At 50.9% G+C, this 17,624-nt stretch carries 16 protein-coding genes; all 16 read right to left on the bottom strand.

Annotated elements, in window-relative coordinates; genetic code table 11:
• Nucleotides 1–107 precede the first annotated feature (107 nt).
• The 16 genes from ACO9K6_RS16460 to mfd all read right to left on the bottom strand — a co-directional run bounded on the left by ACO9K6_RS16460 (nucleotide 108) and on the right by mfd (nucleotide 17,550).
• Nucleotides 108–623 (bottom strand): S1 domain-containing RNA-binding protein, encoded by a 516-nt coding sequence (locus ACO9K6_RS16460; protein ID WP_424768634.1) that lies wholly within the window; start codon nucleotides 621–623, stop codon nucleotides 108–110.
• A gap of 147 nt (nucleotides 624–770) precedes the next feature.
• Nucleotides 771–1,079 carry an FtsB family cell division protein gene (locus tag ACO9K6_RS16455; protein WP_424768633.1) on the bottom strand — a complete coding sequence of 103 codons (309 nt, stop codon included), beginning with the start codon at nucleotides 1,077–1,079 and terminating at the stop codon, nucleotides 771–773.
• 9 nt (nucleotides 1,080–1,088) lie between these two features.
• Nucleotides 1,089–1,697 carry a spore cortex biosynthesis protein YabQ gene (gene yabQ, locus ACO9K6_RS16450; protein ID WP_424768632.1) on the bottom strand — a complete coding sequence of 203 codons (609 nt, stop codon included), beginning with the start codon at nucleotides 1,695–1,697 and terminating at the stop codon, nucleotides 1,089–1,091.
• Nucleotides 1,694–1,981, bottom strand: a complete 288-nt coding sequence (gene yabP / locus ACO9K6_RS16445) for a sporulation protein YabP (RefSeq protein ID WP_424768631.1) — start codon at nucleotides 1,979–1,981, stop codon at nucleotides 1,694–1,696. The genes yabQ and yabP overlap by 4 nt, the downstream gene beginning before the upstream one ends.
• Before the next feature lie 246 nt (nucleotides 1,982–2,227).
• A complete protein-coding gene (locus ACO9K6_RS16440; RefSeq protein WP_424768630.1) occupies nucleotides 2,228–2,518 on the bottom strand; it encodes an RNA-binding S4 domain-containing protein in 291 nt (96 codons plus the stop codon).
• A 4-nt stretch (nucleotides 2,519–2,522) separates the two neighbouring features.
• Nucleotides 2,523–2,795 carry an HU family DNA-binding protein gene (locus tag ACO9K6_RS16435; RefSeq protein ID WP_424768629.1) on the bottom strand — a complete coding sequence of 91 codons (273 nt, stop codon included), beginning with the start codon at nucleotides 2,793–2,795 and terminating at the stop codon, nucleotides 2,523–2,525.
• 181 nt (nucleotides 2,796–2,976) lie between these two features.
• Nucleotides 2,977–4,497, bottom strand: a complete 1,521-nt coding sequence (gene yabN / locus ACO9K6_RS16430; protein ID WP_424768628.1) for a bifunctional methyltransferase/pyrophosphohydrolase YabN — start codon at nucleotides 4,495–4,497, stop codon at nucleotides 2,977–2,979.
• A 280-nt stretch (nucleotides 4,498–4,777) separates the two neighbouring features.
• Nucleotides 4,778–6,763 (bottom strand): polysaccharide biosynthesis protein, encoded by a 1,986-nt coding sequence (locus tag ACO9K6_RS16425; protein WP_424768627.1) that lies wholly within the window; start codon nucleotides 6,761–6,763, stop codon nucleotides 4,778–4,780.
• Between the two features lie 124 nt (nucleotides 6,764–6,887).
• Nucleotides 6,888–7,430 (bottom strand): stage V sporulation protein T, encoded by a 543-nt coding sequence (gene spoVT, locus ACO9K6_RS16420; RefSeq protein WP_424768626.1) that lies wholly within the window; start codon nucleotides 7,428–7,430, stop codon nucleotides 6,888–6,890.
• Nucleotides 7,431–7,715: 285 nt separating this feature from the next.
• Nucleotides 7,716–8,411 (bottom strand): urea ABC transporter ATP-binding subunit UrtE, encoded by a 696-nt coding sequence (gene urtE / locus ACO9K6_RS16415; RefSeq protein ID WP_424768625.1) that lies wholly within the window; start codon nucleotides 8,409–8,411, stop codon nucleotides 7,716–7,718.
• Nucleotides 8,389–9,165, bottom strand: a complete 777-nt coding sequence (gene urtD, locus ACO9K6_RS16410) for an urea ABC transporter ATP-binding protein UrtD (RefSeq protein WP_424768624.1) — start codon at nucleotides 9,163–9,165, stop codon at nucleotides 8,389–8,391. The genes urtE and urtD overlap by 23 nt, the downstream gene beginning before the upstream one ends.
• Nucleotides 9,137–10,219 (bottom strand): urea ABC transporter permease subunit UrtC, encoded by a 1,083-nt coding sequence (gene urtC / locus ACO9K6_RS16405; RefSeq protein WP_424768623.1) that lies wholly within the window; start codon nucleotides 10,217–10,219, stop codon nucleotides 9,137–9,139. The genes urtD and urtC overlap by 29 nt, the downstream gene beginning before the upstream one ends.
• A gap of 57 nt (nucleotides 10,220–10,276) precedes the next feature.
• Nucleotides 10,277–11,182: an urea ABC transporter permease subunit UrtB gene (gene urtB, locus ACO9K6_RS16400; protein ID WP_424768666.1), complete on the bottom strand. Its 906-nt coding sequence runs from the start codon at nucleotides 11,180–11,182 to the stop codon at nucleotides 10,277–10,279.
• 104 nt (nucleotides 11,183–11,286) lie between these two features.
• Nucleotides 11,287–12,558 (bottom strand): urea ABC transporter substrate-binding protein, encoded by a 1,272-nt coding sequence (gene urtA / locus ACO9K6_RS16395; protein WP_424768622.1) that lies wholly within the window; start codon nucleotides 12,556–12,558, stop codon nucleotides 11,287–11,289.
• A 353-nt stretch (nucleotides 12,559–12,911) separates the two neighbouring features.
• The gene (locus ACO9K6_RS16390) at nucleotides 12,912–13,946 is read right to left on the bottom strand and encodes a peptidylprolyl isomerase (protein WP_424768621.1); all 1,035 of its coding nucleotides are present in this window, start codon (nucleotides 13,944–13,946) and stop codon (nucleotides 12,912–12,914) included.
• 76 nt (nucleotides 13,947–14,022) lie between these two features.
• Nucleotides 14,023–17,550, bottom strand: coding sequence for a transcription-repair coupling factor (gene mfd, locus ACO9K6_RS16385; RefSeq protein ID WP_424768620.1), 3,528 nt, complete (start codon nucleotides 17,548–17,550; stop codon nucleotides 14,023–14,025).
• Between the last annotated feature and the right edge of the window lie 74 nt (nucleotides 17,551–17,624).

The following is a 17,624-nucleotide window of genomic DNA, read 5'->3' as shown; positions in this document are numbered from 1 at the left end:
TTTGTTAAGCCCTGGCATATTACGGGAAACGACAACATCAAAAAAGACGCAAAAAAAAGCAGAACCTCATCGGCTCTGCTTCATGTATGAATGTATAGCAATTCAGCTTATACCCGCTTGGCTCCGCGTCCGCCGCGTTTGCCCTCCGTATTCTTCTTCAGAGAGGAGATGCGCTCTTCGCTGTCTTTCAGGAAACGTGACACTTTATCCTCGAATGACGGTTTACCGTAAGCAGGTCTGCCAGACGATTGCTTGTTGAAGGGACGACCGCCTCCGCCACCACCGCCTCCGCGGTTGAAACGTTCTCCGCCGCCACTACCACCAGCACTGCCGCCTCCGCCTCCGCTGTGACGCTCGCGTTGTTGTGGCGCTGGTTGGCCTTCAGGCCGGTCAATGGCTTGCTTAATGGAAAGTCCGATCTTACCGTCTTTGTCCACGTTGATCACTTTAACCTTGACGACATCGTCAATCTTCAGGTGATCCTTCACGTCCTTGACGTAGTTATCAGCTATTTCCGAAATGTGAACAAGACCCGTGACACCTCCCGACAAGTCGACAAATGCCCCAAAATGCGTAATGCCTGTCACTTTTCCTTCTAACTTAGCGCCCACTTCAATTGCCATAAAATAAAATGTTCCTCCCTAAAAGTTATGCGAAGCAAAACTAAATGTATAAGCATATGCTAAAAGTTTTGCGAAAACGCTGTTAACGTGATTATAACCGAACCGTTCAAGTAAGGTCAACAGACGTTCACCTGATTAAACACGTATTTAATCACTGAAAATTTGCTGCTCGCCCTTCTTTACCATACCTTGTTCCTTTGTTGCAAGCTGCTCTATGTATTCCTGGTCATTTAAACGTTCAATTTCCCTTTTAAGCGCTTCGGTTTCTATCGTCGAAGCATTAATCTGCTCTTGTACAGTGGCTAGCCGCACGCTCGTTGCGTCCTTCTCTTGCATTTGGCCGAAGATAATATACGCCGCCCAGCCCATAAATAGCACGACGATCATCATCAAGAGCTTGAACCGGCGTCTCGAGCCAGCAGTATTCGTTGCTTTGTTCGCTGCAGCATTAGACATGTGCGGGTGTTACCTCCTAAACCATTTGCTCCACCATTGGGCAATTAGTAGTCCAATCTTAGTCAACTTCTCGGTAATCTGCCATTTGTTCAGGTACAGCGACAGCCATCGTCCTATCGGACGAAGCAGCGGCCGAACCATCCAAGCAAGCAACCGCCAAAATGGACGAACCAATTGTATCACAATTTTAAAAAGGAAAATAGTGAGCGAAGACCCAAATCCTAAAATAACAACAAGCAGCTTGTAGAGCAATAAAATGGGTTTCACAAAGAGAATGTCAAAGCATTTGAGCACGAATGCGATCAACCGACGCACCGCTCCTATGGCCCATTTCACGATAATGATAACGATCCTGCTTAGCAGCAAATAATAAAGCAAAACGCCAATAGCCAGTCCGATAAAAACATACGCCCGCACCTCGCCATTGTTGCTGGCGTACAGCACCCGAAAGACGACGGCCGCAGCCGCCATCCAGTACATGACGTCAAGCACAGGCAGCCACCAGCGCGGAAACTTCAACTCATTCGACAAGACGCGATAGCCATCGAATACCGTTCCCATGCCAAGACCCGATAGAAGCATGACTGCCATCGTCAACCACTGCATGCTGAGCGTCACTTAAACAGCTTCCCGAACAGCCCTTTGGATTTAGATGCGCTTGGGCTGCCATCCAGATAGGCGAGCGAATGGACAAGCCCTTCAATCGTAACTAAACCCTGTTCGAGGCTAAGATGCTTCATATGCAAATTATGACCCTTAACCTCTAAGAAACCAAGCTCCGTCTCGAGTAGAAACTCTTCGCTGTCGAAGCTCTGCACATTCACAACGCCAGTAAGCTCCAGCAGCTTGCGATTTAACATTTTCACTTCCTGCCGCTTCTGCCCTTTGCCTTGGTCAACCATAGACTCGTCCTCCGCTTCGTTAACATGTCCTACGACAAGCATATGAAGAGAGGAAGCGGTTTAGAACGAATTCGATCAGTGCTATTCGTCTGCAGGAGAGTGAGCGATTTCTTCTTGGCTGGCGTGATACAGTCCTCCGTATCAGTAAACAGGTTAGATAGATTTGAAACCGGTCAGCATAAAAAAAGCTGTCTGCAGGTTTGTTGCTTGCAGACAGCTTTGATGTATGATTTGTTATAGCCTTTACTATAGCGGCTGTCCCCAGTCGAGACCATTCTCACGCGGGCGCTGCTCTTCCTTCAACAAGGTGTAAAGCTCTCCGGCTTCATCCTTACGAGTCGTCTCGGCAATACGCTCAACGCGCACAGTGACGATTTTCTGACCGTATTGGATTTGGAGCTCATCCCCGACCTTAACGGCGCTGCTCGCTTTCGCTTCGCGGCCGTTGATCCATACGCGTCCCTGCTCGGATACATCCTTCGCAACGGTACGACGTTTAATCAAGCGGGAAACCTTGAGAAATTTATCTAAGCGCATTAAATTACTTAATTGCTTCTTTCAGTTTGTTGCCTGCTTTGAAAGCAGGAACCTTTGCTTCCGAAATTTCGATTGGCTCGCCCGTTTGCGGGTTGCGGCCAGTACGTCCGGAGCGTTTGCGAGTTTCGAAAGTACCGAAGCCGATCAATTGTACTTTGTCTCCGCTAGCAAGTGCATCTGTTACTTCACCCAAAAATCCATTAAGTACTGCTTCTACATCACGTTTAGTCAAACCGCTTTTTTCCGAAATGTTGTTGATAAGATCTGTCTTGTTCATTATTAAATCCTCCTATTTCGTTTACCGTTATTTGTGGTCGACGCATGCAGCGCCGCCTTGTTGGGAATTTTTACTCTTCACGAAGAATACTTATTCTGCCTACGAGCAAATAAATCCTGCCGCTATTTGAAATTTTTTTGCGAAAAGTGAGGAATAAAGGCGATTTGTGCCGAATTACCTGCTAGGATTGACGCTTGGCCTCTTCCCACCAACGATCCATTTCTGTTAAATCAGTCTGGTCAAATTGCTTGCCGCTTATACGAAGCTGCTCCTCAATATAGGCAAATCTGCTCCGGAATTTTTTGTTCGTGCGAGATAACGCCTCTTCTGGATCAGCGTGTATAAAGCGTGAGGCATTCACGACTGCGAACAACAAATCGCCAAGCTCAGAAGCCTGCTCCTCAACATCTTTATTCGCGATCGCTTCACGCAGCTCATGAAGCTCCTCCTCGATTTTTGCAAGCACAGGCTCAAGCTCATCCCAGTCAAAACCGACCTTAGCCGCTTTTTTCTGCAGCTTGTACGCTTTCATGAGCGCCGGCAGATCTGGCGGGATGCCATCAAGCACAGATTTGCGGCTGGCATCGGTGCCTTTCCTCCGCTTCTCCTCGGCCTTCATTTGCTCCCAGTTGCCAAGCGCCTCTTCCGAGCTGCTGACGTTGATATCCCCGAATACATGCGGGTGGCGGAAAATAAGCTTCTCGTTCAGCGATTGTATCACATCATAGACAGAAAATGCACCCGTCTCTTCTTCCATCTGACTGTGAAGCATAACCTGAAGAATCACGTCGCCGAATTCTTCCTGCATCCCATCCGGATCGTCATTATCAATCGCTTCAAGCGCTTCATAAAGCTCTTCGATAAAGTTTTTGCGTATGGATTGATGCGTCTGCTCCTGATCCCATGGACAGCCTTCCGGGCTGCGGAGTATGGAAACAATTTCATGCAGACGCTCAAAGGAGCGATTGCGAAGCCCCGCATCATCCGAGCGAGGCACCCAGATGAGCGATAGATTGCCATAGCCTGGCGTACGATCGAGCTCATAGAGCGGGATGCGAATAATTTGCTGCTGTCCGGCGACGCCAAGCGCATGGCCGACAACAATCTCGAAGTCGTCTGGATAACGTTCCATCAGCGCCAGCTTCACATCGGAGGCAGTGAATGCATCATACACTTGACCGATTATGGTATGCAGCTGAGGCTGCAGCAGCGCAGGCTGAAGGTCAGCAGCATCCAGCAGCGCAAATCCTTCGATCGGGTCGATCCCTAAACTGATGAAAGCTTGGTCCAGGAAGCTTTCACCGCCGAGAATTTCAAGCGTTATACCCGCATTCGGGCATTGCTCGCGAAGCAGTTGAACGGTGCGCTCCGCCACCATGGGGTGACCAGGCACTGCGTAAACAATCGATCCGGCAGCTCCGGAGCCTTGCTCCGAGGGTTGATAGGAAGCCATCTCCTGTGCTTCCGCTATTAATGCCTCGGCAATCGCTTTGTATACATCAGGGAAGGATTCATGCTGCTCGTATAGCGTGTCGAAGGAGGTGTGAGAGATCCCATTATCCTCCAGCATCGACATCATAGGGTGGTGCGAGGTTCGGACGAATAAGCGCGTTGCTGCCTGAAGCCTCCGCCATACGCCCAGCGTTAATTGATCAGGATCGCCCGAGCCGAGCCCGACGACCGTAATGCTTGGATGTGTCATAGCAATAAACCTCCATAAAAATAGATATGTATTATTAAGTACTAGCCCTATAGGCTGTTTCTTTTACATAAGCCGATCAGGGCTGTATTCCTTTTGATCCACTATCCCCTCTGCTCAGGATCGATACCGGGCTCTTTTCTCCATTCAACTGAAAAATCTGTCGTTCATTTCGCTATTTGATTGAACTTGCATTCGTGAATCTAGAGAATCGCATCTAAAAAAGTAATGAGCATAGTACAGCTTGCTCATTTATGACGGCAGCTAACCGGCCAACCCCCGGTTAGCGCTCCTCCTCCGCCGGCGGAATAAGCCGCCAGCGTCGCAACCGGGCGGCCAATACGCCGCCGCCCGGCAGCGCGCGCAATTCGCGCGCGCTCACGGCGCCGCCTCGCAATGCCGCGGCGCCGAAGGCGCAAGCGCCGACGGCTATGCACGTCAGCGCAAGCGCAGCTGCTGCCGCCCGCGGCGGCAGCCCGCCAAGCGCGGCGCTCAGCGCTCGCTCGGCGACAACAATCGCCGCGGCCATGACCGCGAGCGCAAAGCCCATGCCTGCGGCCGCCCGGCCAAGAGAAGGGCCCCGCCTGCGCCCCGCACCAGTCGCTCGTCCTCGCCGCTGGCTCCGCGCTATTCGCTCTTCCCCGCTCACCGACCGCTCGCCCTCATCTGCTCGCTTATGATCAGCCTGATCGCTCCCGGCTCCGTAAGCCCGCTCACTCCGCTCACTTCCCTCGATTCGTTCTTCCCCGCTCACCGACCGCTCTCTCCGCGCCGTCTCACCTCGTTGGACGACAGGCCGCTCATCCACCATTACTCGCCCTTGCTCGCCTACTCTCGCGCTCCAGCCAAGCGAAGCTCCCGCTGCTGTGGCAGCATACCTCACTGCAATCGAACCTAGCAAAGCAATTACACTGAGCGAAGCTATACCCGCGATGGCAGCGCCCTCAATTCCGTACAACGGTACAAACAGCGCGTTAAGCGCGCCTTTGAGAAGCGCGGCAATGAGCAGCAGCACAGCAGGCGCCCGTACGGCGCCAAGACCTTGCAGCACAGGTGCGGTGACAGCATTCACACAGCCAGCGAGCGCCGCGCAGCCCACTAAAGCAAATGCCGTTGTGCCGCTGCTATCGGCATACAGCATTACATTTATCGGCTCAGCAAGCAGCACGAGACCCATGCTGGCGGCCGCGCCAACGGCCCAAGCCGCACGCTCGGCGACAGACAGCTGCATTCGCAGCTGGCCGTAAGCACCGCGTATACGCGCAAGCGCTAAGCCAGGCACAAGCGCAGCAGCAGCCGCCCCTGCTACCATGACCACTAGCTGCACAAGCGGCTGCGCACGGCTGTATATACCGAACATGCCCATTGCCTCAGACTCGGCAAGCCCTCCATCCCGCAGCAGCCTGGGCACAGTAAAGGCGTCCACAACGCCAAGCGCAGGCACAACAACCGCCCCCAGCGCCGCCGGCAGCGCAACTACCGCAAGCCTCTTCATCTCCGCCCCGATCGCAGCATGTACAGGCGAAAGTCGCTCACGCCGCTTGTTCTTCCACGAAACAGCACCAAGAACGAGCAAGGCGGCGATCGCTCCTGCCGCCGATCCGCTCATCACCCCAGCAGCGACAGAAGCATCAGACCAGCCTGCGGACCAGCTTAACGCAAGCACCATGAGCATGACCGCGACTCGGATCAATTGCTCCACGATTTGCGAGACAGCAGAAAGCGCCATTCGTCCTAAGCCCTGCACGTAGCCTCGCAAGGCTGCTACGAATGGCGCGAAGAGAAGCGCTGCCGACAATGCCCGAATAGCGCTGGCTGTCTCGGCATCGCCAATCCAGCTGGCTACACGGTCTGCACCAGCCCACATCCAGCCAAAGGCAATGACACCCGATATGCCGAGCAGCAGCAATGCAGCATATAGAATATGCCTTACTCCTTCAGTAGAACCTCCTTGGCGAAGCCTCTCGGCAATTAACAGCGAAACCGCTGTCGGAAGACCTGCTGTCGCAAGTATGGCAGCCATCTGATATAACGGATAAACCGCATTATAGATGCCGAACACACGGTCGCCGGCCATATTTTGAAGCGGAATTTTTTGAAACACGCCAATTACCTTTGATAGGAGAGCCGCACCTGCCATGAGCGCAACGCCATTGAACAGCATTCGGCTTTTATGTAGCCTAACCTTCGCAGCTTCCGCTTCTCGTTTCCCATTCGCCTGTACGAGCGTCTCTGCTGCATGCCGCATACGGTCCGGCTCGCGCTCCATTTTTCCTCGCTCCCGCCTATTCATCGATTTCTATTGTTATCTATTATACCGCACAATTGACAGCCCTCAAAAAAAGCTTTCCCAGCCAAGATTACTCTCGACCAGAAAAGCTCATGCCACCCTGCTATTGCTCCATTTGCTTCGCCAAAAAACCTGCCGCCGTCTCGGCCATCTTCGTTTCCATCTGCGCCATTTTCACCGCTTCATCCTTGCTCAGCAGTACGACCGTGCCAATCGGGTCTCCGCCCGCAATAATTGGCGCAATGACAAAAGAGCTATAGGTTTCATTCATATCCTTTACCAGCTCAAATGATCCGCCGTTCATTTCCGCATGGGTTTTACGGTTTTCCATACACGCCTCCAGAACGGGTCCCACTGATTTCTCAAGCAGCTCCTTCTTGGAAGCTCCTGCAACAGCTATTATGTTATCACGATCCGTAATCAATGTAATATGGTTCGTTCCTTCAAATAACGACTCCGCATACTCCTTCGCAAAGTCGCCAAGCTCACCGATAGGAGAATATTTTTTCAAAATAACTTCGCCATCACGGTCTACAAATATTTCTAGAGGGTCGCCCTCGCGAATACGCAGTGTACGGCGGATCTCCTTCGGAATCACCACACGCCCGAGATCATCGATACGACGTACAATTCCAGTTGCTTTCATTTCTTGTTGCCCCGCTTTCCTAGAGGATTTTGAACAGACTGGATACATATTGCTTCTTTATGACGAAGAGGAAAGATCCTTCAAAAGATTTTGAATCTGACCATAGTATTCATCTGCTCCCAATTTCTTATGCACGCTCTAAAGCTTAAACAAACCACCCATTTCCTTCCCATTATGTATTTTCAGCTCCCTCTAAATGGCTCATAACCCTGCAGCTTCTTTATGATTTCCAAAAACCGAATAGGCCCATGCGCAGCAGCATGGACCTCTCGTAACGCCCCCTTATCAGACCGTCAAATACTTACGAATGACATCATCATTCAGCGAATCCAGACCGCCCTCCCAGGCGATCGCGCCCTTCTCCAGCACGTAAAAGTAATCCCCGACGCTCTTCACGAAGTCAAAGCTCTGCTCCACGAGCAAAATCGCCGTTTTGCCGTCCGCTTTAATCGAGCGAATGACTTCCCGAATATCGTCTACGATCGAGGGCTGAATCCCTTCGCATGGCTCATCGAGCAGCAGCACCTCCGGCTTCGAAGCAAGCGCCCGCGCGAACGCTAGCTGCTGCTGCTGTCCGCCGCTCAGATCGCCGCCGCGACGTGTATACATGGCAGGCAGAACCGGAAATTTTGCGATCGCTTCCTCCGGCACCACACCCAGCTTTTCCTTAGAAGCCTCAAGTCCAAGCAGCAGATTCTCATAAACTGAAAGCTGCGCGAATATTTCACGTCCCTGCGGCACGTAGCCAAGGCCGCTCTTTGCCCGCATCCCGGGCGCCTTTTTCGTTAAATCCACACCATTATAGGATACAGAGCCGCCGCGCGCTTTCAGCAGTCCCATAATGCTTTTCATCAGCGTTGTCTTCCCGACGCCGTTACGCCCAAGCAAGCACACAACCTGTCCCGGCTTTACCTTGAGCGTGACATCCCGCAAAATAACACTTTCTCCATAACCTGATTCAAGCTGTTGAACGGCTAACATCGGCATCCCGCCTTTTCCCTAAATACACTTCCGCTACACGATCATCACCCTGCACCTCGTCCATAGAGCCTTCCTTCAGCAGCTTGCCCTCATGCATCACAGTCACCTTGCTTGCAAAGTTGCGTACAAATTCCATATCATGCTCCACCACGACAATCGAGCGTTTGCGAGCAATCTGGTGCAATAATTCGCCTGTCTTATCCGTTTCCTTATCAGTCATGCCGGCAACCGGCTCATCCAGCAGCAACACCTCCGGCTCCTGCAATAGCATCATGCCAATCTCAAGCCACTGCTTCTCACCGTGCGACAGCCTCCCTGCACGCCACTCCGCTTTATTATGAAGGCCGATCATCGTCAGCTGATGATTAATCCGCTCCCTTTCGTCCTCCGCCATTTTGGCGAAAAGCGTAGCAAATACAGAACGCTTCTGACGCATAGCAATCTCCAAATTTTCCGAAACCGTCATCGAAGGGAAAATAGAAGGCGCCTGAAACTTGCGGCCAATGCCAAGCTCCGCAATCTGATGCTCCTTCTTGCGTGTAATGTCGACCTTGCCGCCGAAGGTTACTTTGCCCGACGTCGGCCGCACTTTGCCACAAATGACATCAAGCATCGTCGTTTTGCCCGCACCGTTCGGACCGATTAGAAATCGCAGCTCCCCCTTCACCAATCTCAGATTCATCCCTTGAATCGCCTTGAACCCGTCGAATTCCACCGTTACATCGTCACACTGCAGGATTGCGGACTCCTTCATGCTCCGGCTCCCTCCTCTTTCTGCGGAATTTGATTTGACCTGCCAATCCAGCAACGCCCTTCGGCATAAAGACAACAACAACAACGAACAAAAGTCCCATAAAGAACAGCCACCCCTCTGGGTAAGCTGTACTAAACTCACTCTTCGCCCAGTTCAAGAGTACTGCGCCAAGGGCTGCGCCAATAAGCGTGCCGCGGCCGCCGATCGCCACCCATAGCACCATTTCAATAGAGGGTACAATCCCAAGCATCGACGGCGAAATGATGCCGACATGAAGCACAAACAGCATGCCGGCAATGCCCGCAATCGCAGCTGAAATCGTGAAGATGACCATTTGATAAATTGCAGGATTATAACCAATGAACCGAACCCGATTCTCTCCGTCCCGGATGGCTCTAAGCACCTTTCCGAAGCGGCTGCCGATGACATAGCGGCAAATGATGAAAATCCCAATTACCGCCGCAACCGTTATGAAGTAAAGCATACGCTTCGTCTCCGGCGATCCCAGCGAATGCCCGAGAATGGTCGAGAAGCCGGTTACCCCGTTCGTGCCTCCCGTGAAGGCTTGCTGTCCAATTATCAGCGTCGTCGTAATAATGACCAGCGCTTGTGTCAAAATCGTAAAATAAACACCGCGAATCCGATTGCGGAACGTGAAATACCCCAGCACGAGTGCCAGCAGCGCCGGTAAGATGATTCCCATCCCCACTGCAAAGCCGAAATTCTCGAAAGGCTTCCAGAACAGCGGCAGCTCCTTCAGCCCGCTCCACCCCATGAAATCAGGCGGCTTCCCTCCACTTGCCTCAAGCTTCAAATACATGGCCATCGCGTAGGCGCCCAGCCCGAAGAAAATGCCATGGCCTAAGCTCAAAATACCGGTATATCCCCATATAAGATCAAGCCCTAGCGCTACAATTGCAAAGGCTAGAAATTTCGCCAGCAGGTTAAGTCGAAAATCACTTACGAATAACGGCGCGGAGAACAAAGCAGCCGCGGCGGCCGCATAACCGGCCAATATCCATAACCGCTGGGGCGTTAGTTTTTGTAAACGCATGCGTACTCCACCTTTCTTGATCATTGTTTGAGATCACGCTAACTTCGCATGTTTCTCTTAATCGAGCGAGCGCGTACGCATCGCAACAAGCCCCATCGGCTTCCACTGCAGAAACGCTACGATACAAACAAATACAAGCACCTTGCCTAGCGAAGCATTCGTCCAGTATTCAAACAGTGTATTGAACATCCCTATTCCTGTCGCGCCCAGCACCGTTCCGACAAGCTTGCCTACACCCCCCAAAACAACGACCATAAATGCATCGACAATATAATAGGTGCCGAGCGATGGACCGATCGGTCCCAATAATGTAAGTGCGCAGCCCGCAATTCCGGCAATACCTGAGCCAATCGCGAACGTCATCATATCTACCCGGCGCGTTGATACGCCAAGACATGCAGCCATATCACGATTTTGCATAACCGCACGCATTCTTCTGCCCTCATGGCTGCGATAAATATAGAAGTACATGGCAACCAAGCAGGCGATAACAAGCGCAATGATAAACAGCCGTTTGTATGGCAGCAGTGTGCCATCCATAATTCGCAGCCCGCCATCCAACCAGGTCGGACTCTTAACCGCTACGTTCTGAGCGCCGAAGATCGATCGCGCCAGCTGCTGCAGGATAAGGCCAACGCCCCAAGTGGCGAGCAGGCTGTCGAGCGGACGCCCGTAAAGGAAACGGATAAGAGACATTTCAAGAATAAGACCGATAATAAACGCAAGACCAAAGCTAACTGGAATCGCTAGCACGAAGTACCAATTAAACAGCGACGCAGGTAAATAATCATTAAACAGATTTTGCGTCAAATAGGTGGAGTATGCACCAATCATAATCAACTCGCCATGCGCCATGTTAATGACCTTCATCAGGCCGAACGTAATCGCAAGACCCAAAGCAACAAGCAGCAGGATCGAGCTGATGCTCAGTCCGTTGAACAGCTGCAGTAAATATACCTCCATATGACCGCTCCCCTCGCTAGCTATCATGAACAAGGAAGGGAGTATTCGAAGCATCGAATACTCCCTCCTATATAGCTGCGAATTAGTGTTAGGCTTGCAATTATTTATTCGGTCGGTTGAATGCTAGCTGCCCAGTCATAGCCCTTCAGATAAGGGTCTGGCTTAACCGCTTCGCCTGAATTCCACAGCTCCTTGAATTGACCGTCGGCCTGCACCTCGCCAATTCGCACCGTTTTGTAAATATGCTGTGTTTCACCGTCGATTTTCACTTTACCTTCCGGAGCTTCCCACTCAAGTTCTTTAGCGGCTTCCTTCACCTTCGCCACATCCGTGGAGCCTGCTTTCTCTACTGCAGCAGCCCACAGATAAACGGCTGTATAACCCGCTTCTATCGGATCGGCAGTCACGCGGTCTTCTCCGTATTTCTTTTTGTAGTTTTCAACGAACGTTTTGTTCGTAGGCGTATCCGTTGTTTGATAGTAGTTCCAAGCCGCCAAATGCCCTTCAAGCACATCTACGCCGATACCGCGAATTTCTTCCTCTGCAACCGATACAGACAGTGTCGTCAAATCTTGCGCTGTAATGCCCGCGTCTTTCAGTTGTTTGAAAAATGCAACGTTGCTGTCACCGTTCAACGTATTGTATACAATGTCTGGATCTGCCTCTTTGATTTTGCTAATGATCGTACTGTAGTCCGTATGGCCAAGCGGTGTGTATTCTTCGCCAACCAGCTCGCCGCCCTCCGCCTTCAGCTGCTCTTTAATAATGAGGTTAGCTGTGCGTGGGAATACATAATCTGAACCAAGCAAGTAAATTTTCTTGCCGCGATTCTCAAGCAGCCATGAAACGGATGGAACGATTTGCTGATTCGTTGTCGCTCCTGTATAGAAGATATTAGGCGATGACTCAAGCCCCTCATATTGAACCGGATACCATAACAGGCCGTTTAGCTCTTCGAATACCGGCTTCATTGCTTTCCGGCTGGCAGATGTCCACCCCCCAAATACAGTGGCAACCTTATCCTCAGAGATGAGCTTGCGAGCCTTCTCCGCAAAAGTCGGCCAATCCGACGCGCCGTCCTCAAGTACTGGTACGATCTGTTTCCCCAACACGCCGCCTGCAGCGTTAATTTCTTCAATCGCCATCATTTCTGCATCGATGACCGATACTTCACTGATCGCCATCGTACCGCTCTGGGAGTGAAGAATTCCTACTTTAATTTCCCCCTCTGCAGATGCTCCAGAATCCACTGCGTCTAATGGTGCATTCGTGGCGGTGTTCGTCGATGCAGGTGTGTTGTTTGCCCCGCATCCAGCCAACACCAAGCTCGCTGCAACCAATAACAGGCTAAATCGGTAAAACAATCTCTTTCTCATCTCTCCACTCCCCATTTCATATAATTTTTTCTCTATTTTACGAACGTTTACATGGATATAAATTCCATCGTTCGCTTCTATATTATAGATCGACACCCTTTTTTATGTCAATATAGTTAACATTAAAATTTTTAAGAATAGAGTGTATCCGATAAACAGACGAAATCTCCTTAATCTATGTCATGTATAGTGACATTATTATGACTTTTCATTTTTAATATGTCTTCTTTATTTTTTCGTGTCATATTTTTTGCTTTTTACGCAAACACAAACAGCCCACCTTGGGCTTTAACCTCAAGGTGGGCTGCGTCGATCTTGCTTATTTACTCTTATCTGTGGTTAGCTTGTCTTCATTATTCTGCTGCGGGAGCGTCCGTTGCCGGCGTCTCGCCATTGGCAGGCGCGCCCTTATCCGTCGGAGACGGAGACGGCTCAGGCAGCTTTATTTCAATCTCTTGCTTCGGCAGCTCTTCCGTCATGAAGCTGTTCATCTTACTAGTCGTAACTGCGTTCTTCACAGCATCCTTATCCGTATCCGTTAGCTCGTCATACGCCGGAATGGTGCGCTTCTCGACAAGAATGACATGATAACCGAATTGCGTTTCGACAGGGTCGCCAATAACGCCAATCTCTTGCGTTTTGGCCGCCTGCTTAAATTCATCAACCCAAACTCCAGCCTTCTGATCTGCATATAGGCCTCCTGTGTCCTTAGAGCCAGGATCATCAGAATATTCCTTCGCCAGAGCAGCCCAATCACCGCCTGCTTCCAGCTTTGACTTCACTTCCTTCGCTCGGGCCAGCGCCTCATCAAGCGTACGAAGCTCCTTCTGCTCCTGCGTCGATTGATCCGTTGTCGCTACCAATATGTGACGCACAGTTATCGTTGCGTATTCTGCGCCGTTCGTCTCTAGCTCGGATTTCATATCTTCCTCTGTGACCTGCAAATCCATATGAGCCACGGGAATGAAATTAAATAATAAGAAATCCTCGACATCTGATTCTTTTACTTTTTTTCCTTCTACAAATGTTTTGTATTCTGGATTTTCATTAAGCACCTGTTTAAATTGAACCATTTGGGCATCGGCTTCTTCTTGTGCCTTTTTCTTCGCTTCCTTCGAAGCCTGACTGCCTAAAATCTTGTACCCGATGTACTGCTGAAGCAGTTGCTCTTTAAATTGCGGGAACGCAATAATTTGCTCATATGTGGGTTGCATAGCAACAAACACATTCACATACTTATCGAACTCCTTATCCGTTACATTGCCGCCCTTATAGGTAGCAACTTCCGTTTCCTTCGCACCGCAAGCCGCCATCGTCATGACGAGCAGCGCTGCAATAACGAGCAGCGCGCCATTGCGCCATGTCGATTTGCGTAAACTGTGTAGCATGTTGTGTTGAATCCCCTTTCATCTTATGAACTTGTTTGTATTGTATCAGAAAAGGAACGCAGAAAGCTAATCTCGCCTATGGCGCTGCATTTTGCAATTCATCTGCAGGAAGCAGAGTATCCTTATAGGATTGCAAAAACTTCTCGATCATATGAACCTTCTGCTCCATCGTAAGCCCCTTGCCGCGAAGCAGCACGCTCGGGTTTTGCTCCTGGGCGCTGGCTTGTTTGAAGCGATTTTCCATCTTGAGGCATAGCTGGTCAACCTTCTTCCGGTCTATCCGGGATTTCTGAGCTGCCGCGAAGCGAAGCGTTACATCATCGCCCTTGCCGCTAATCTGCTCAATGCCGTACATGGAGCCATACACCTTAAGTCTTGCCACAGAAAGCAAATTGCTGACGGCTAGCGGTAAATCGCCAAAACGGTCCATAAGCTCATCAATCACATCGTCCGCTTCTTCAAACGTGCGAATAGCTGCCACTTTTTTATAAATTTCGATCTTTTGTATGCTGTCGTATATATAATCGGATGGTAAGTACGCATCAATACTGATATCGATCAGCGTGCTGAACGGCTTCTCTTCCTTGAGTTCTTCACCGCTCATCTCCGCTTTGCGCTTCGTAATTTCATCGGCAAGCATCTGTGAATACATGTCGAAGCCGACAGAGGCGATGAAACCATGCTGCTCGGCGCCGAGCAGGTTGCCTGCTCCGCGAATCGATAGATCGCGCATAGCAATTTTGAAGCCTGAACCCAGCTCGGTGAACTCCTTAATCGACTGCAGACGCTTCTCTGCTACTTCCGTGAGCACTTTATCCCGTTGATAGGTAAAGTATGCATAAGCAATACGATTCGAACGCCCTACCCGGCCACGCAGCTGATAGAGCTGCGAGAGTCCCATTTTGTCAGCATCGTGCACAATGAGGGTATTTACGTTCGGGATATCGACGCCCGTCTCAATAATACTCGTACTGACTAGAACATCCGACTCGCCGTCAAGGAAGTCGAGAATGGTCTTCTCCAGCTCCTGCTCGGACATTTGACCATGGCCTACCGCTACTCTAGCATCAGGCACCAGCGCATTAATCTGCTCCGCCATCTGATAGATGCCTTGCACGCGATTATATAAGTAATAGACTTGACCGCCGCGGGCAAGCTCGCGTTCAATCGCTTCGCGAACAAGCGCAGGGCTATGCTCAACGACATAGGTTTGCACAGGAAAACGATTTTCCGGAGGCGTCTCGATCACAGACAAATCGCGAACGCCAAGCATCGACATATGCAATGTTCGCGGAATCGGTGTAGCTGTCAGCGTGAGCACATCCACATTTGTCTTCAGCTTCTTGAGCTTCTCTTTGTGGGACACGCCAAACCGCTGCTCCTCGTCCACGATGAGCAATCCTAGCGATTTGAAGATCACATCCTGTGACAACAGACGATGCGTTCCGATGACCACATCAACCGTACCATCCTTAAGTCCCTTCATTGTTGCGTTCTGTTCCTTGCGCGAGCGGAAACGGCTTAGCACCTGTACATTAATCGGGTATCCCGCGAAGCGTTCACGGAACGTCTCGTAATGCTGCTGTGCTAAAATCGTCGTCGGCACAAGCACGGCAACCTGCTTGCTATCCATTGCTGACTTGAATGCCGCGCGGACAGCGACCTCGGTTTTGCCGTAGCCTACGTCTCCGCAAAGCAGTCGGTCCATCGGCTGGCTCTTCTCCATATCCTTCTTGATCTCTTCGATCGCTCTCAGCTGGTCACGCGTTTCATCGTATGGAAACATCGCCTCGAACTCATTCTGATAGGAGGTGTCTTGTCCGAATGCATAGCCTGGCGTTGTCTGGCGCTGCGCATACAGCTTAATCAAGTCATCGGCAATATCCTGAACGGACGCCTTTACCTTGCTCTTCGCTCTTGTCCACTCGCTGCCGCCAAGCTTGTTAACCTTCGGCTCCCGCTCCTCCGAGCCAACATACTTCTGAATCATGTCGACTTGCTCAATCGGAACGGACAACTTATCGCCGCCAGCGTATAGGATATGCAAATAATCTTTATGAATGCCTGCAATTTCCAGCGTACCGATTCCGACGTATTTGCCGATGCCGTGATTTTGATGAACGACGTAATCGCCAACCTTTAATTCCGTATAGCTCTTAATACGCTCTGCATTATCGATCTTCTTGTCAATCCTTCTTGCTTTTCGCTGTTTCTGCGAAAACATCTCGCCCTCGGTGATAATGACAAGATGCGAGGAGGGAAGCTCGAAGCCAGACTGCAAATTGCCTTCCAGCAGCATAGGCGGTTCAATGCTGTAATCCTCTAGAACCCGGCGCATGCGATCCATGCGCTCGGCATTGCCGGCCAGCATCATGATGGTAGCGCCGGCCTTGCGCCAGCGCTCCATCTCCGCCTTCATCACATTCATTTGTCCATGGAAGCTTTGCATCGAGCGGCTTGTCATGTTCAAAATATTTTGCGGCTGCGTATGCGGAATTTGCCTCAGAAACAACGACAGAAACAGCGTCGGAAATGGACGGTGATGCAGAATTTCCTCTGTTTCACGCGCCAATGCCAGACCAGGCAGCGACTTGCCGTTTTGCAGCAAATGCATCGACCACTCCGCTTCGTCCCGCTCCAACTGCTTCGCCGTCTCTATCAAACGGGTTGGCTCGTCTAGTATAAGCAGCGTATCGCTCGGCATATAATCGAGAATCGTTTGCCGCTCAGGATATAATAACGAAATATATTTATATATTTCTTGAAAGTATACATGCTCGCGAAGCTTCTCCAGCTCCCCGCCAATCTCAGTCCGAAGACGTTCCTTAGCTGTGCGATCCGTCATTTTGTCAAGCTGCTTCTCAAGAAGCTGCTGCGCATGATTGGCCGCAATTTCCATACGCTGTCCGTCGGCCAGCAATTCTTGGCATGGTGGCACAACATAGGATTCGAAACGATCGGATGAGCGCTGATCCGCTGGATCGAATCCGCGAATGGAGTCAATCTCATCGCCGAACCACTCAATCCGGAGCGCCTGTGATGCGGTTATCGGATAAAAGTCGACAATACCGCCGCGCACACTCATCTCTCCACGAAGCTCCACGCGATCCGCTCTCGTATAACCAAGCGCATTCATTTGCCTCAGGAAGCTATCAATTGGCAGCTCGTCGCCAACCTTGACTACAATTTGCGCTTCGGCCATGACGCTGTTGATCGGCAAATAACGCCGCACACCCGAGAAGGGCACGACAACAATCCCGCGATAGCCTTTGGACAGCTTGATCAGCACATCCATGCGCTGCGCCAGCGTCTCTGGACTCGAGATCGCGGCTTCTGCAGCAACCAGCTCATTAGCGGGATATAATAATACTTCTTCTGTAGAAAGGCATTCCTGCAAATCCTCCGCGATCTTCTGAGCGGAGAACATATTATGCGCCACCACAAGCATCGGACGCTGAACATCTTGCTGCAGCGCAGCTATGAGCACTTGTCTGGAGGATCCGGCAAGCCCTGATATCATTTGCTCGCGCATCCCTTTATGAATGCCAGAGATAACGGACTGAACATCCCCATCCGCGGCAAAAGCTTTAATTAACGCTTTCAACGTTTGCAACACCCCGTTTCTATACACAATGGGAGATGGATATGGACGTCCCCCCGTACATTGAAAAGAAGCCT

It is taken from the genome of Paenibacillus praedii, assembly GCF_049725345.1.
GTDB lineage: Bacteria > Bacillota > Bacilli > Paenibacillales > Paenibacillaceae > Pristimantibacillus.
Note: the sequence above shows the minus strand (reverse complement) of the source record. Positions and strands in the feature narration are given on the sequence as shown.